We start from the raw sequence: 15,863 nt of genomic DNA on the forward strand, positions 1-15,863 counted from the left end.
GGGCGCCGACGCCCTTACCGCACCCATGCCGAGATCGCCGGCAGCATCAGGCTGACGCCGATGCCGATCAGCACGCCGAACGCGACGCGCCGCGTCGTGGTCGGCGAGAATGGCGGCGGAAAGCGCCGCCCCAGCAGCGTGGCGACCACCACCACCGGCACGCCCAGCGCCGCCTGCAGCCAGATCGCGGCATCGAGCTGGCCCTGCCACGCAGAGAACAGCGTGCGCACGCTGGACGTGACGGTGAACACCAGGATCAGCGCGCAGCGGATCTCCACCGGCTTCATCGGCTGCCGGTAGAACTGGAAGATCAGCGGCGGCCCGGACACGCCGAACATGCCGCTCAGCAGGCCGCCGAACACACCACTCATGAAGAAGCTGCCGTCGCCCGAGCGTTGCGGCAGCGGATCGGGCTTGAAGGCCGCGCTCAGGCCGCCGTACAGGATCACCGCACCCAGCAGCAGCTGCAGCAGCGTGGCCGCGGTGGAGCTCAGGTACTCCAGCACCAGCACGCCGGCCAGCACCGACGGCAGGATGCCGACCGCGGCGGCGCCCACGGCACGCCAGTCGATATGCTGGAACTTGCCCGGCAGCGCGCAGGCACTGTTGGCCAGCGTCACCAGGCTGACCACGGCCGCTACCGTGGCCACCGGCGCGAGGCCCAGGCCACTGGTGGCGCCCATCACGATCATGCCCAGGCCGAAGCCGGTCACCGTCTGGAAGTAGGTACCCGCGCCGAGCAGGGCCTGCAGCCCCAGCAGCGGCAATAACAATTCCGCTTTCATGCCGCCGCCTGTTCGCCTTTGCTGGCCTGTTCCGCGGTGGCTTGCGCCTGGACCACGGTGACGGCGATGACATGGAACACATCGTCGGCACTGCAGCCGCGCGACAGGTCGTTGGCGGGTTTGCTGAGCCCCTGCAGCATCGGCCCGATGGCCTTGGCGCCGCCGACGCGCTCGGCCAGCTTGTAGCCGATATTGCCGCTTTCAAGGTTGGGGAACACCAGCACGTTGGCGCGGCCGTTGACCTGCGAATGCGCGACCTTGCGCGCGGCGATCTCCGCGACGATGGCGGCATCGAGCTGCACGTCGCCATCGATGGCAAGGCCGGGACGCTGCGCGCGCACGCGTTCGGTGGCGGCCACCACCTTGTCCACGGCGGCGTGGTGGGCGCTGCCGCTGGTCGAGAACGACAGCATCGCCACGCGCGGCTCGTCGTTCAGCAGCGCACGTGCGCTGTCGGCGGCGGCCATGGCGATATCGGCCAGCGCCTCGGCGTCGGGATCGACCACCAGTCCGCAGTCAGAGAAGATCAGCCCGCCCTTGAGCGTGTGGAAGGGCTCGCACAGCATCATCAGAAAAAAGCTGGATACCAGCCGGAATCCGGGCGCCAGCCCGATCAGCTGGATCGCGTTGCGCACCACGTCAGCGGTGGTGTGTTCCGCCCCCGCGACCGAGCCGTCCGCATGCCCGAGGCGCACCATCAGGTTGGCGAAGCACAGCGGGTCCAGCACCGCACGCCTGGCTTCGTCCAGCGTCATGCCTTTCTTCTGGCGCAGCGCGTAGAGCTGCTGCGCGAAGGAGGGCGCGAGCGCCGAGGTGGCGGGATCGACCAGCGTGATGCCGTCCAGCGCGATGCCGTGGATAGCCGCGGCAGCATGGATCTGGCGCGGGTTGCCCACCAGCACGATGCGCGCGATGCCTTCCTGCGTGGCACGTTGCGCGGCCTGCAGGATGCGCGGGTCTTCGGCCTCGCACAGCACGATGCGGCGGGGCGCGGCGCGGGCGCGGTCGATGATGCGGAGGATGGGTTTCATGGTGGTTGGCTCGGTGAAACTGAAAAAAGGGCCAGCGGCTCGCGCTATGCCCTTGGTGTTCTCCCCTCTCCCGCTTGCGGGAGAGGGGCCGGGGGAGAGGGCAGGCGCCGGCTATGCTGAAGCGCCACGACTTCGTGGGTACTCCGGCCCTCTCCCCAACCCTCTCCCGCAAGCGGGAGAGGGGGCACCCCATCGCGAGCGAAAGGGCGCTGCTTCGATCAGATCAGACGTAGTCCTTGTACTTGTCCAGGTACCGCACCGGCTTGGCTAGCGCATCGCGGCGGAACGGGTCGCCCAGTTCACGGGTGCACATGATCTCGATGATGGTGGTCTTGCCGTGGTTCATCTGCAGGTCGATGGCGCGCTTGAGTGCCGGGCCCACGTCTTCCAGGCGATCCACCACGATGCCTTCGGCGCCCATGGCCTTGGCGATCTCGGCAAAGCTCTGGTTGTCGAGCTCGCCCGCGACGAAGCGGCGGTTGTAGAAGTCCACCTGGTTCTTCTTCTCCGCGCCCCACTGGCGGTTGTGGAACACCACCGCGGTCACCGGGATGTTGTGGCGCACGCAGGTCATGGTTTCCATCAGGCTCATGCCCCACGCGCCGTCACCGGCGTACGACACGGCCGGGCGATGCGGAGCCGCGACCTTGGCGCCGATGATGGTGGGGAAGGCGTAGCCGCAGTTGCCCCAGCTCATCGCCGCGAAGAAGCTGCGTGGCTTCTCGAAGCGCAGGTAGCTGTTGGCCACCGAGTTGATGTTGCCGATGTCGGTGGACACCATCACATCTTCCGGCATGGCCTTTTCCAGCTCGCGCAGCACCTGGCGCGGGTGCAGGTAGTGGCCGCCGTTGGGCGTGCGTTCCTGCTTCTGCTCTTCGATCATGTCCAGGCTGTACGGGTCGCGCTCATGCGTCCAGTCGTCCAGCTCCTTCTCCCACGCCGCCTTCTCGTTGGCGATATCGGTGGCGCGGCCGTCGCGGGTGGCGTCGCAGGCCAGCGTGCGGCCGGCCAGGCGCTGGGTCAGCGCGATGGCGGCAGCCTTGGCGTCGCCGCAGATGCCCACCGAGATCTTCTTCACCAGGCCCAGCATCTTGTGGTCGGCATCGATCTGGATGATCTTGGCGTTCTTCGGCCAGTAGTCCATGCCGTGCTGCGGCAGCGTGCCGAACGGCCCCAGGCGCGAGCCCAGCGCGATCACCACGTCGGCGCGCGAGATCAGCTTCATCGCGGCCTTCGAGCCCTGGTAGCCCAGCGGGCCGCACCACAGCGGGTGGCTGGCGGGGAACGAGTCGTTGTGCAGATAGCTGTTGACCACCGGCGCGCCCAGGCGCTCGGCCAGTGCCTTGCATTCCTCGATCGCATCGGCCATCACCACGCCGCCGCCCGAGATGATCACCGGGAACTTGGCGTTGGCCAGCAGTTCGGCGGCTTCGTTCAGGCTCTGCTCGCCGCCAGGGCCGCGATCGAGGTTCTGCGGCTTCGGGATTTCGGCGGTGATCTTGCCGTAGAAGTGGTCGCGCGGGATGTTCAGCTGCGTCGGGCCCATTTCGGCCTTGGCGCGGTCGAAGCAGCGCGCAGTGAACTCGGCCATGCGCGCCGGGTTGGTGACATGGCCCTGGTACTTGGTGAACTCCTGGAACATCGGCAGCTGGTTGGCTTCCTGGAAGCCGCCCAGGCCGATGCCCATGGTGCCGGCTTCTGGGGTGACGATCACCACCGGGCTGTGGGCCCAGTAGGCGGCCGCGATGGAGGTCACGCAGTTGGAAATGCCGGGGCCGTTCTGGCCGATGACCACGCCGTGGCGGCCCGACACGCGGGCATAGCCGTCGGCCATGTGGCCGGCGCCTTGCTCATGCACCACCGGGATCAGGCGGATGCCGGCGGGGGCGAAGATGTCCATGGCGTCCATGAAGGCCGAGCCCATGATGCCGAACATGTCGGTCACGCCGTTGGCGGCCATCGTTTCGACGAAGGCTTCGGACGGGGTCATGGTCTGCGGGCCAGCCGGAACCTGGCTGTCTTTCGCCGCGGCCGAGCCACCGGAAACGGCGGGCTGCTTGGTGGTTTCGAGGTCGCGCATGGCGGGTGTCTCCTGGTTGGGGGTGTTATAAAGTGGAACAGTACGTTCCGGAAAATTGATGCGATGGTCGAAATGTAGGCGGAAGATTAGCTGCCGTCAATAAGAAGTTTTGGTTTACGGAATGAAACAATCAAAAAAATGAGACAAAACGCGTTTTAGGGTGCCTTATGAGACACTCCTGGCGTTTGAAATGGCAGGGGAAGCAAGCAAGACAGCGCCGGCACAGGAGCCGGCGCAGGGGGAAAGCAGGAAGGCGGGTGCCGCGCCTGGGCGGCGCAAAGGTGTCAGCGCGTCGACAGCGCTTCCAGTACCGGCAAGTTGCCCTCGCCGAAGCCCTGATGACCGTCACGCTGGACGACCTCGAAGAAAAACTCGCCCGCTTCGCGTTTCAGGAAGGCTTGCTGAAAGCGCTCGCGAGGGCCGGTGCCATCGACGAGGATGCCGTAGCGCCGCAGCGCGGCAAGGTCCAGACCATGGCCTGGCACGCGCGCTGGCACGGAATCGTAATAAGCCGGCGGCGGCTGCACGAACTCCACGCCACGGCTGTCCAGTGCCGCGGCGCTGGACAGGATGTCGTCGGTGGCCAGCGCTATATGCTGGATGCCCTCGCCGTGCTGGTCCGACAGGTAATGGCGCAGCTGATCATGGCGCGGCGTCCCCTTCTCATAAAGCGGGATGCGGATGGTGCCGCATGGAGACACCAGCGCAAATGTCTCGTCGCCGCTGCATAGATCACGGAAGCCAAGCACCTTGCGGTAAAACTCCAGCCATGCTTCCAGGTGCCCGGGATCGACTGCCTGGGTCAGATGATCCACCCGTACCAGCCCCGCATCCGGCATCGCGCCGGCCGAAGCCAGCGGCCGAAAATCCACGTCGTAGATCGAGATATCCCCGACATCTCCCGGCCGGCCCTCCTTCCCACGCCAGCGGTCGATGAAATACAAGACCGACTGCCCGATCCCCTGGATGGCGGGAATATTGAGCTCCATCGGCCCCACCGTGCCGCCCTCGAACGGCCATGCGCCGGCCTCCAGCGCCCGCGCAAACGCAACCGCGGCATCGTCGACACGAATCCCGATCGCACAGATCGACAAGCCATACCGCGCCGCATAGCGCGTGGCGAACGAATCCGGCTCGGCATCGACGATGAAATTCATCTCGCCTTGCCGGTACAGCTTCACCGCCTTGTGGCGATGCCGCGCGATGGCGGCGAAGCCGAGCCGCTCCAGCGTCCGGCCCAGCGCGGCCGGATTTGGCGAAGCGAACTCGATGAACTCATAGCCTCGGATGCCGAGCGGGTTGTCCCACGGTTGTGCATCCTCTGCGCGCGGGGAGGGGGCGGGTGCGGCGCTCATAGTCTTGGCTCCTGTCTGGGTATTGCGGGGGCGGTGCCGGGCCTTGCGGCGACGACCGATAGTAGCAACGGCGCCGCGGCAACCCGCGCGTTGACCCGCTTCGCAACGGCCTCGTAGAAACCCGCATTCGGCGCCTTGATCGCGCATGTGCGTTCATTAATCGCGCAAAGTGACATATACGACAATTGGCTGGGCGCTGGGCGGCCACTAATCTCCGGTCAACGACGCGCCCCGTCTCCCTTCCTGGCCCCACCCAGAGGCTGCTTGAGCCGGAGTCCGGGAAGCGCGAATCACCGGAACCCAGGCACACCATGATCCACGGCAAGACCACGCTAATCCCTCACATCGGCTATCCCACGGAGTCGTTCAAGGCGCCGATGATCTACAACCCCTGGTTCGACCGGCAGGGCATCGATGCCGCCGTGATCCCGATGGGCGTCAAGCCGGACGACTACGCCACGGTGTTCCCGGCGCTGTTCCGCCTGACCAATATCCGCGGCGCCCTGGTGACCATGCCGCACAAGGTCGCCACCGTCGAACTGGTGGACGTACTCACGCCCGCCGCGCGCATCGCCGGCGCCTGCAACGCCGTGCTGCGGCGTGAGGACGGCACGCTGGTCGGCGATCAGTTCGACGGCGAGGGTTTCGTGCGCGGCATCCGGCGCAAGGGCTGCCGGCTGGACGGTGCGCGCGCCATCGTGTCGGGCTGCGGCGGGGTGGGCAGCGCGATCGCCGCATCGCTGGCGGCGGCCGGCGTGGCCGAGCTGGCGCTGTTCGACGCCCGCGAGACGGCGGCGCGCGCCCTGGCGCAGCGTCTTGCCGCGCACTATCCGGCGTTGCGTGTCAGCACCGGCTCGGCCGACCCGGATGGCTTCGACGTGGTGGTCAATGCCACGCCGCTGGGCATGCAGCCCGGCGATCCGCTGCCGTTCGACGTGGCGCGCATCGCCCCCGGCGCGATGGTCGGCGAGGTGGTGATGAAGCAGGAGTACACGCCGCTGCTGCAGGCCGCGCTGGCCCGCGGCTGCAAGGTGCAGGTGGGCACCGACATGCTGTTCGAGATGATCCCGGCCTACCTGGAGTTCTTCGGCTACGGCACCGCGACACCCGACGCGCTGCGCGAGGTGGCGCAGATCCGGTACTGACGCATTGACGGGCAGGGGCGCGAGCCCGGGCCCATGCCGCGCGCAAATCGCCACATAAAGGCACGCCGGCAAAGACTTCCTATCCATTGGTGGAGACAGACAACATGACAACGACTCACAAGGAGCTGCCGGCGGCTTCCGCGTTTGGCAACTCGCTCGGCGACAAGGTGCGCGCCGCCTTTGCCTTCGGCAAGGTGCGCTGGGGCATGCTGGCGCTGGTGTTCTTCGCGACCACGCTGAACTATGTGGACCGCGCCGCGCTGGGCGTGCTGCAGCCGGTGCTGGCCAAGGCCATGGCCTGGACCGCGCAGGACTACGCCAATATCAACTTCTGGTTCCAGGTGGGCTATGCCATCGGCTTTGCGCTGCAGGGCCGCTTTATCGACATGGTCGGCGTCAAGCGCGCGTTCGCGCTGGCGGTGCTGTTGTGGAGCATCGCCTGCGGCGCGCATGCGTTCGCGGCGTCGGCGGTCGGCTTCATGATCTGCCGCTTCTTCCTTGGCTTGACGGAAGCCGCCAACTACCCGGCCTGCGTCAAGACCACGCGCATCTGGTTCCCGGCCAGCGAGCGTGCCATTGCCACTGGCATCTTCAATGCAGGCACCAATGTCGGGGCCATGATCACGCCGATCATGCTGCCGCTGATCCTGCAGGCGTGGGGCTGGCAAGCCGCCTTCCTGGTGATCGCCTCGCTGGGCGCGGTCTGGCTGCTGTTCTGGCATCTGCGGTACCACAACCCCGAGCAGCACCCGACCGTCAGCACCGCGGAACTGGACCACATCACGCGTGATGTCGAACCGGTGCCACAGCGCATCCGCTACGCGCAGATCCTGCGCATGCGCGGCACCTGGGCCTTCGCGCTGGCCTACGCCATCACCGCGCCGGTGTTCTGGTTCTACCTGTACTGGCTGCCGCCGTTCCTCAACCAGCAGTACCAGCTTGGCATCAGCGTCACGCAGATGGGCCTGCCGCTGATCGTGATCTACCTGTGCGCCGACGTGGGCAGCGTGGGCGGCGGTGCGCTGTCGTCGTGGCTGATCGCGCGCGGCATGCCCGCGGTGCGCGCGCGGCTGCTGTCGATGCTGGTCTTTGCCGTGTGCATCACCTCGGTGGTAATGGCTGCCGGCGCCAGCAGCCTGTGGATGGCCGTGGCCGCGATCTCGGTGGCGATCGGCGCGCACCAGGCGTGGACCGCCAATATCTGGAGCATGGTGATGGACTACACGCCCAAGCACGTGGTCAGCTCGGTGTTTGGCTTCGGCGGCATGATCGGCGCGATCGGCGGCATGTTCATGACGCAGCTGGTGGGCTACGTGCTGACCGCGACCAACAACAACTACGCGGTGCTGTTCACGATGATCCCCTGCGCCTACTTCATCGCGCTGACGTGGATGTTCTTCGTCGCCCCGCGCAAGGTGCCTGGCGCCGCCTGACGACAATACCTCGGCGGCACTGCTCGTGCCGCGAGACGACAACAAAGACCGGGACAACACTCCGATGCATAGACGATTCATTGCGCTGCTCGCGCTGGGCGCGGGCAGCGTGCCCGCTGTCGCCCAGACTTCCGGTGGCGTCACGCTTTACGGCCTGCTCGATACCACCATCCGCTACAGCACCAACGAAGACGCGGCCGGCCACAGCCGCACGCAGATGACCGATGGCGTGCTGACCGGCAGCCGCTGGGGCATCCGCGGCACCGAGGATATCGGCGGCGGCAACAAGGCGTGGTTCATCCTGGAGTCGGGCTTCTCGCCCGATACGGGAACCAGCCAGCAGGGCGGACGGTTGTTCGGCCGTACCGCTGTAGTCGGCTTCGACGGTCCTTACGGCAAGCTCGCACTCGGCCGCCAATACACGCTGGCGCATGAAGTGCTGTCGTCATACGAGGCGATGGCCTTTGCCAACAACTCCATCGTCGGCTACCAGGGCGGCAACTATACGGGGCTGCGCTACGACAACACGCTCAAGTACATCAAGAGCTTTGGCGGCCTGCAGGTGGCGGCGGCCTACACCTTCGGCGAGGTGCCGGGCAGCTTGAAAACCAGTTCGGCAGCGGCCGGGTCGCTGGTGTACAGCTCGGGACCGCTGGAAATCGGCGCGGTCTACCAGCAGACGCAGAACGTCACCTCGGCCTATTTTGGCGCGGTGCCGGCGGCGCAGGCGAGCAAGCAGACGGTGTGGGGCGTGGGCGGGACGTGGAAGGCGGCGCGGTCGCAATACTACCTGGGCTATACCAACAACCGGCTCGACGTGGCGGACTACCGCAACAACGTCGGCTATGTCGGCACGCGCTTCAGCCTGACGGATGCGCTGGCGTTTATCGGCACGTTCCAGGTCGACTGGCTGCGGCACGCGGGGCAGGGCGGCAAGCGGCTGACCACCGCGGGCATGCTGGACTACAACTTCAGCAAGCGTACCGATGTGTATGTGGAGGTGGACTACACCCACCTGCAGGGGCAGTGGATTGCGCTGAACAGTGGAGCGGGGTTTGTGAACAGCGGGAATACGTATGGGAACAAGACGCGGCTGGGGGTGATGGCGGGGGTCAGGCATAAGTTCTGAGGGCTCTCGGCGATCCAGCCGCGCTGGTTTGCTCCCCTCTCCCCCTGGGAGAGGGGCGGGGGAGAGGGCGGGCGCGTCCACGAAGTGAAGTGCCGTCGTGCTTGCCACACGCCTGCCCTCTCCCCCGGCCCCTCTCCCGCAAGCGGGAGAGGGGAGCAAACCAGCGGCGTGCGTCGCTCGCAGCGGTCAGGCGGAAGCAGATTCCGTGGCCACCCCAGCCACCTGCGCCAGCGCCGCCACCGCCAACCCATACCCCTTCACCCCCAGCCCCGCCATCACCGCCACCGCCACCGGCGAAATCCACGACTTGTGCCGGAACGCTTCGCGCGCATGGACGTTGGAGACGTGGTATTCGACCACTGGCACCGCCGCGCCCTTGATGGCATCGTGCAGCGCGATCGACGTATGCGTGAGCGCGCCCGCGTTCAGCACCACGCCGGCCATCTCGCCGCCCGCGCACAGCTTGCCTGCCTCATGGATCCAGTCGATCAACTGCCCTTCGTGATTGCTCTGCCGGCATTCGGTCCGCAGCCCGAGCCGCTGCGCAGCCTGCTGGCAGATACGTTCCACATCGGCCAGCGTCTCGCTGCCATAGACGGCCGGCTCGCGCGTGCCGAGCAGGTTGAGGTTGGGCCCGTTGAGCACCAGTACTGTCTTCATCATGTCTCCTTCATGTCCGCGTCATGTTCCCTTTAATCGGCCGCGATGCTGGCGCGGCCACGGCCGATAGCCTATCGTTTAGCCCTCGTCCCATCATCGACCGCCATGGAAATTCAGCATGCGCCCAGCGCGAACAATGACCCGTTCCTGCGCGACCTGCGGCTGTTCTGCACGGTGGCGCGGCGCGCCAGCTTTATCGCCGCGGCCCAGGAGACTGGCATTTCGCCGGCCCATGTGAGCAAGCGCATCGCCATGCTCGAGGCCATGCTCGGCGCAAAGCTGTTCCACCGCACCACGCGCCGCGTCAGCGTCACGGCCGAAGGCGAGAGCGCGTTTGCCTGGGCCCGGAAGATCCTGGAAGACGTGGACGGCATGCTGGAAGCGGTCGGCGGTGCCGGCGGCGAGGCGCGCGGCCAGCTGCGCATCGCCACCAGCCTGCGGCTGGGGCGCCGGCACGTGGCGCCGGTGCTGTCGCTGCTGCGGCAGCAGCATCCGGGGCTGGAGGTGTGGCTGGAACTGCTCGATCGCCGCGTCGACCTGATCGGCGAACAGTTCGACCTCGACATCCGCGTGGGCGACGTGCAGGAGCCGCACCTGATCGCCAGCCGCATCGCCACCGGCAGCCGCGTGCTGTGCGCGGCTCCGGCCTACCTGGAGCGCCGCGGCATGCCGGAGCATCCGTCCGACTTGCCGCGCCATGACTGCCTGCTGCTGCGCGAGCGCGACCAGGCCTTCGGCGTGTGGCGGTTGCAGGGGCAGGACGGCGGCTGGGAGACCACGAAAGTCACCGGCCCGATGGCATCGAATGTTGCCGACGTGACGCACGAATGGGCCCTGGAGGGCTACGGCATCATCATGGCGTCGGTCTGGGACGTGGCCGCCAGCGTGCGCGCAGGCGAACTGGTGCGCGTGCTGCCCGGCTGGCAGCAGCCGTCCGACATCTGGGCCGTGACCAGCGCCCGTGCGTCGGCCACGGCGCGCATGCGTGTGTGCCTGGCCTTCCTGAAGGCCCAGCTGACGCAGGGGCCGCACGCGCTGGCGACGACGCTGGAAGGGTAGGCCGCTACAGCACGCGCATGATCAGCAGCGCCGTGTCCTGCAACACCTGCAGCACGCGGTCCAGCGCCTGCTGTGGGGTCTCGTCGCCGATCGGCATGTTGACCGACAGCGCGGCGATCACCTTGCCGTGGCGATCGCGCAGCGGCACCGCCACGCCGCGCACGCCGGTCTGCAGCTGCTGCTCCAGCATCGCGTAGCCCTGCGCGCCGGCCTTGCGGATCTCTTCCAGCAGCCGGTCGTGCTGCAGGATGGTGTAGGGCGTGTAAGGCGCCAGCACCACGTTTTCCAGCCATGCCCGGACCTGTTCCTCCGGCCGCGACGCCAGCATCATCACGCCCGCCGATCCCAGCGGTGCCGGCACCCGCGCGCCCAGTACGAAGCCTGTGCTCATCACGCGGTTGGTGCTGGTGCGGGCGATGAACACCAGCTCCCAGCCATCGAGCACGCTCAGGTAGGCGGCCTCGCCAAGCTGCGCGGTGATCTGCTGCAGGAAGGGCTGCACCGTGCGCGGCAGCCGCGCCGAATCGAAGTACGACCAGCCCACCTTGAGCACGCGCGGCGTCAGGCTGAACAGCGTGCCATCGCTGGTGGTGTAGCCCAGGTGCTCCAGCGTCAGCAGGTAGCGGCGCGCGGCGGTGCGCGTCAGGCCGGTGCGCTCGGCCGCCTGCGTGGGCGTCAGGCGCGGATGGTCGTTGTCGAAGGCCTCCAGGATGGCCAGGCCCTTCTCCAGCCCGGCGATCCAGTCGCGCCGGTTCAGTGGTTCGTTTTCCATGGTTAACCCTTGGTTCGCGCGATAGATGATTGCATTGGAGCGATTGTCGCACGCAGGCGCGCGAATGACGGTTGTTGCGGGCAATGATGGCTCATAACCTTGGGAAATCCAAGCTGCTACCTCGCCAGACCGCCATGACTCTCGCCATGACCCTTCTTCCTGCCCCGCTGCGCAAATCGATCGCCACCGTCACCTTGTCGGGATCGCTGCCGGAGAAGCTGCAAGCCGCTGCCGACGCCGGTTTCGACGGCGTGGAGATCTTCGAGGACGACCTGCTGCAGTTCCCCGGAGCGGCCGCCGAGGTCCGGCGCATGGCCGCCGACCTTGGCCTGCAGATCCTGCTCTACCAGCCGCTGCGCGATTTCGAGGCCATGCCGGGCGGCCTGTCCGCCGCCGAGCTGGCGCGTGCCGAGCGGAAGTTCGATGCGATGGAGCAACTCGGGGTGGGCCTGGCGCTGGTCTGCAGCAACGTGCAGGACGCGGCGCTCGACGATCCCGCGCGCGCCGCCGCCGACCTGCACGCACTGGCCGAAGCCGCAGCCCGCCGTGGCCTGCGCCTGGGCTTCGAGGCACTGGCCTGGGGCCGTCATGTGCGCCGCTGGCGGCAGGCGTGGGACATCGTGCAGCGCGCCGGGCATCCAGCGCTGGGGCTGATGCTGGACAGCTTCCATACGCTGGCGCTGGGCGACACGCTGCATGGCCTCGATGCGGTGCCGGCCGAGCGGATCTTCTTCGTCCAGCTTGCCGACGCGCCGCGCATGTCGCTGGATGTGCGCACCTGGAGCCGCCACCACCGCAATTTCCCCGGCCAGGGAGACCTGCACGTCGTCGGCTTCACGCGTGCCGTGCTGCGGGCCGGCTATCGCGGGCCGCTGTCGCTGGAGGTCTTCAACGATGCCTTCCGCGCGGCGCCGCCGTTGCCGGTTGCGCAGGACGGGCTGCGCTCGCTGGAATGGCTGGAGGCGGTGACGAACGGCGCGCCCGTAGCCGCAGCGCGCGCCGGCGGCGTTGCCCTCGCGGCACGCTAAAGCGCCAGAACGCCAAAACGCCAAAACGCCAAAACGCCAAAACGCCAAAACGCCAAAACGCCAAAACGCCAAAACGCCAAAACGCCAAAACGCCAAAACGCCAAAACGCTATACCGCGCTCGCTTGCCGCGCCGCCGGCCGTGCCGGCAAGGCGCGCTCGCGGGCTGCCACCGCGGTGCCGGCCACGCCGCTGGTCGCGATCATCGCCACGCCCAGCAGCGACCAGGCATCGGGCAGCCAGCCGAACACCAGCCAGCCGCCCAGCATGGCAAAGGCGATCTGCAGGTAGAGATAGGGCGTCAGCACGCCGACCGGCGCGCGCGCATAGGCCAGCACCAGGAACATGTGCCCGGCGCAGCCGGCGAGCGCCATGCCCGCCAGCAGCCACCAATGCAGTGCGTCGACGTGCCAGGTCCACGCCAGCGGCAGCGCGGCCGACAGCAGCACCGCGGCAATGCAGCCGGTATAGAAATGCGTGGTGCCGGCGCCGTCGGTCCGGGTCAGCACGCTGGTCAGCAACTGGTATGCGGCATTGAGGCAGACCGCCGCGAGCGGCAGCAGCATGGCCGGCTCCAGGTCGGCGCCGGGCCGGATCACCACCAGCGCGCCCGCAAATCCGGCCAGCAGGCAGAGCCAGCGCAGCGCAGACATGCGCTCGCCGAACAGCGTCGCCGCCGCCAGCGCGATCGCCAGCGGCGTCAGGCTGACCACCGCGGTGAACTCGCCCACCGGCAGCACCTGCAGGCTGAAGAAGGCGCAGGCGCTGGACAGCAGCATCGTCACCGCGCGCGTGGTTTGCAGCCACGGCCTGCGCGTGCGCAGCAGGATGCGGCCGCGCGCCGGCAGCAGCACCGCGCCGGTCAGCGCCGCCTGCGCAAGATAGCGGACCCAAAGCGCCATTACCACCGGCACGGCGGCGCCGGTGATCTTGGTCATCGTATCGAGCGCGGCAAAGCATGCCACCGCGCCAATCATCAGTGCGATACCCTGCAGAGGCCGCGAACTTCCCGTGGCGCTCATCGCGCCACCCTTAACCACAACATGTCAGCGTTCCCGGCTGGTTCTTCATGATGCCGAGGGTACTTTCCCGGGCAAGGTCGATAGCGGCGGCGCCTGGAAAGTCAGAATTCGCTGCCAGCGAACAATCCAGGCTCAATGGATGAATCCGCCCTTGACGAAGCGAACCGGCTCGGCATCCATGCGCAGCAGCAACGCCGTCAGGCCATCGATACCAGCGGGCATGGTCCGCGTCGCGGCAGACGGGCCGGACACGCAGACGAGGTCGGCATCGGACCATGCGCTGCCTGGCGACCCGCGCGCGCGCAGCCATCCCGCGCGGTCCGCGAGCAGCTGGGTGCCGGCCAGCTTTGCCGGCGGCAGGCCGGCAATCGCCGCCACGGCCTGCCAGGCCTCGGCCGAAGTTGCCGTGCAGCCGGCGCGGAAACGCGGCACCTGCGCCGGCACGCGGCCATCCGGTGTGACGAGCACGGTCAGGAAGCGCGGGTCTTCATAGGGAAGGGACGTGGCGATCCCGTCCACCGCCACCAGCCGCACGCGCTGCTCGCCGCGCCAATGGCGCAGCGCCACCGGTGACGCGTCGCCGCAGCGGATGGCCATCTCCGGCAACCGCAGCGGCACCGGCCAGTTGCCTTCTGTACTGTTGGCAGCCGACAACGCCTTCATGTAGTCGATCACGGCCCAGGCCTCGCGATCGGCAAGCTCGCCGCCGAATGCCGGCATGATCGGCTGGCCGCGGCGGTCGCGCATGCCGGACAGCACGTGCCAGAACAACTCCCCATCGGCGCGGCGCGCGAGCAGGGGGCTGGCCAGCGTCGGCGGCCATTGCGGCAGGCTGGCGGCCAGCGGGCCTTCGCCGCGGCCGTCATTGCCGTGGCACGCGGCGCAATGCTGTGCGTAGACGCGTTGCCCCAGCACGATGGCATCCACGGTAAAGCGGGTAGGGCTGGCGTGGAAGCTGGTGGGACTGGCGGGGCTGAGCAGAAGCGACGCCTGTGGCCACGGCGCCAGCAGCAGGGCCAGCACCGCTGCCGCCAGCAGCACGGGGCGGCCCCTGCGCCAGACGATGGCGACGGCGATCGCCAGCACCGCAAAGGCGAGCGCGCACACGCTGAAGGCGACCTGCCGTGCCAGCGCAAGGTCGATCAGCAGGGTTTCGCCGGCAACGCGCCACGCCCACGGCCAGGCGGGCTGGCCATGGCTGGTGCCGGTCAGGCCCAGCGCATGCCACAGCCACAGCAGGCCCAGCTGGCATTCCTCGATCAGGACAAGCAGTGCATTCAGCCACGCCTGGGGCGGCGGGCCGTTCATGAGGCGGGCTGCCAAGTGCTGCGATTGGGCCTGAGTTGGGGCCTGCGATGGAGCCTGCGATGGGACATTACCAGCTCGCGTCCAGTCCCAGGTGGCGCAGCGCTTCATGACGCAGCCCGGTCAGGCGCGGGTCGCCGCGATGGCGCGGGTAGGGCAGGTCGACCTTGAGTTCCGCCGCGATGCGCGCGGGCCGCTGGCTGAACACGATCACCCGCTGCGCCAGGAACAGCGCTTCTTCCACGTCATGCGTGACCAGCAGCGCCGAGAAGCGCGAGCGCTGCCATAGTTCGACCAGGTCGCTCTGCATCGCCAGCCGCGTCAGCGAATCGAGCTTGCCCAGCGGTTCGTCCAGCACCAGCAGGCGCGGATCGTTGACCAGCGCACGCGCCAGCGCCACCCGCTGCGCCATGCCGCCGGAAAGCTGGTGCGGAAAGGCGCGCGCGAACGCTTCCAGCCCGACGCGGCGCAGCGCGTCGTCGACGCGATGGCGCTGCTGCGCGAGGATGCCCTGCGCCTGCAGCCCAAGCGCGACGTTGTCCCAGACGCGGCGCCACGGGTACAGCGTGGGATCCTGGAACACCACGATGCGCGAGGGATCGGGCTCGGTGATGGGCGTGCCGTCCTGCAGGATCTCGCCCGCTGCGGGCTGGTCCAGGCCGGCGACCAGGCGCAGCAGCGTGGACTTGCCGCAGCCGCTGGGGCCGAGCAGGGCAACGAATTCGCCGGGCGCAACGTTAAGGTCGACATCGTCGAGGACCTGCAGGCGCTCGTTGCCATGGCCGAACCAGTGGCTGACCTGATGGATATCGATGCGGGCGCCGGTCAGTACTTTCGAGTCATCGCCTGCCGCCGCGTTAACCCCCCTCTCCCGCTCGCGGGAGAGGGGCTGGGGGAGAGGGCCGGCGCCTGCAGCACCTATATCGCCTGCGGCACAGCCAGCGCCGGGGGGCGCCCCCCCCCCCCCCCCCCCCCCCCCCCGGGGGGGGGGGCCCCCCCCCCCCCACGCCGACGCCGGAAGCGTTCTCGCGGCTGGTGGCCGACGAGACCGCGCGCATCCG

13 protein-coding genes and 1 pseudogene are annotated in these 15,863 nt (G+C 68.1%); 5 read left to right on the forward strand and 9 right to left on the reverse strand.

The annotated features are described in order from the left end of the window. Positions 1–14: 14 nt before the first annotated feature. The 4 genes from ACIP1U_RS17320 to ACIP1U_RS17335 form a co-directional block, all read right to left on the reverse strand. Positions 15–785, reverse strand: coding sequence for a TSUP family transporter (locus tag ACIP1U_RS17320; protein WP_400316997.1), 771 nt, complete (start codon positions 783–785; stop codon positions 15–17). Beyond that, complete coding sequence (gene pta, locus ACIP1U_RS17325; RefSeq protein WP_400316999.1) at positions 782–1,816, reverse strand: phosphate acetyltransferase; 1,035 nt, start codon at positions 1,814–1,816, stop codon at positions 782–784. Before pta ends, ACIP1U_RS17320 begins: the two co-directional genes overlap by 4 nt. 223 nt (positions 1,817–2,039) lie before the next feature. After that, a complete protein-coding gene (gene xsc / locus ACIP1U_RS17330; RefSeq protein ID WP_400317028.1) occupies positions 2,040–3,806 on the reverse strand; it encodes a sulfoacetaldehyde acetyltransferase in 1,767 nt (588 codons plus the stop codon). A gap of 374 nt (positions 3,807–4,180) precedes the next feature. Continuing rightward, the gene (locus ACIP1U_RS17335) at positions 4,181–5,251 is read right to left on the reverse strand and encodes a 4-hydroxyphenylpyruvate dioxygenase family protein (protein ID WP_400317001.1); all 1,071 of its coding nucleotides are present in this window, start codon (positions 5,249–5,251) and stop codon (positions 4,181–4,183) included. Positions 5,252–5,562: 311 nt separating this feature from the next. Between ACIP1U_RS17335 and ACIP1U_RS17340 the strand changes: the two genes are divergently transcribed. The 3 genes from ACIP1U_RS17340 to ACIP1U_RS17350 all read left to right on the forward strand — a co-directional run bounded on the left by ACIP1U_RS17340 (position 5,563) and on the right by ACIP1U_RS17350 (position 8,958). Continuing rightward, positions 5,563–6,396 (forward strand): shikimate dehydrogenase family protein, encoded by an 834-nt coding sequence (locus ACIP1U_RS17340; RefSeq protein WP_400317003.1) that lies wholly within the window; start codon positions 5,563–5,565, stop codon positions 6,394–6,396. A 104-nt stretch (positions 6,397–6,500) separates the two neighbouring features. Next, positions 6,501–7,829 carry an MFS transporter gene (locus ACIP1U_RS17345; protein ID WP_400317005.1) on the forward strand — a complete coding sequence of 443 codons (1,329 nt, stop codon included), beginning with the start codon at positions 6,501–6,503 and terminating at the stop codon, positions 7,827–7,829. A gap of 64 nt (positions 7,830–7,893) precedes the next feature. Further along, positions 7,894–8,958: a porin gene (locus ACIP1U_RS17350; protein ID WP_400317007.1), complete on the forward strand. Its 1,065-nt coding sequence runs from the start codon at positions 7,894–7,896 to the stop codon at positions 8,956–8,958. Between the two features lie 186 nt (positions 8,959–9,144). Here the strand turns inward: ACIP1U_RS17350 and aroQ are convergent, their stop codons facing one another. Next, positions 9,145–9,618 (reverse strand): type II 3-dehydroquinate dehydratase, encoded by a 474-nt coding sequence (gene aroQ, locus ACIP1U_RS17355; protein WP_400317030.1) that lies wholly within the window; start codon positions 9,616–9,618, stop codon positions 9,145–9,147. A 105-nt stretch (positions 9,619–9,723) separates the two neighbouring features. On the opposite strand from aroQ, the gene ACIP1U_RS17360 reads away from it, so the two are divergent. Then, on the forward strand, positions 9,724–10,677 hold the full coding sequence (locus ACIP1U_RS17360) for a LysR family transcriptional regulator (protein WP_400317009.1): 954 nt from the start codon (positions 9,724–9,726) through the stop codon (positions 10,675–10,677). 4 nt (positions 10,678–10,681) lie between these two features. Here ACIP1U_RS17360 and ACIP1U_RS17365 read toward each other — a convergent pair whose 3' ends face one another. Further along, positions 10,682–11,449: an IclR family transcriptional regulator C-terminal domain-containing protein gene (locus ACIP1U_RS17365; RefSeq protein WP_400317011.1), complete on the reverse strand. Its 768-nt coding sequence runs from the start codon at positions 11,447–11,449 to the stop codon at positions 10,682–10,684. Positions 11,450–11,595: 146 nt separating this feature from the next. On the opposite strand from ACIP1U_RS17365, the pseudogene ACIP1U_RS17370 reads away from it, so the two are divergent. Next, positions 11,596–12,459: pseudogene (locus tag ACIP1U_RS17370) on the forward strand (sugar phosphate isomerase/epimerase family protein); the annotation flags it as partial. A gap of 126 nt (positions 12,460–12,585) precedes the next feature. On the opposite strand, the gene ACIP1U_RS17375 reads toward ACIP1U_RS17370, so the two are convergent. From ACIP1U_RS17375 to ACIP1U_RS17385, 3 genes are all read right to left on the reverse strand, one after another. After that, positions 12,586–13,497 carry a DMT family transporter gene (locus tag ACIP1U_RS17375; protein WP_400317012.1) on the reverse strand — a complete coding sequence of 304 codons (912 nt, stop codon included), beginning with the start codon at positions 13,495–13,497 and terminating at the stop codon, positions 12,586–12,588. Between the two features lie 132 nt (positions 13,498–13,629). Next, positions 13,630–14,805 carry a c-type cytochrome gene (locus ACIP1U_RS17380; RefSeq protein ID WP_400317014.1) on the reverse strand — a complete coding sequence of 392 codons (1,176 nt, stop codon included), beginning with the start codon at positions 14,803–14,805 and terminating at the stop codon, positions 13,630–13,632. 67 nt (positions 14,806–14,872) lie between these two features. After that, positions 14,873–15,631 carry an ABC transporter ATP-binding protein gene (locus ACIP1U_RS17385; protein ID WP_400317032.1) on the reverse strand — a complete coding sequence of 253 codons (759 nt, stop codon included), beginning with the start codon at positions 15,629–15,631 and terminating at the stop codon, positions 14,873–14,875. Positions 15,632–15,863: the final 232 nt, after the last annotated feature.

The organism is Cupriavidus sp. NPDC089707 (genome assembly GCF_044748965.1).
GTDB lineage: Bacteria > Pseudomonadota > Gammaproteobacteria > Burkholderiales > Burkholderiaceae > Cupriavidus.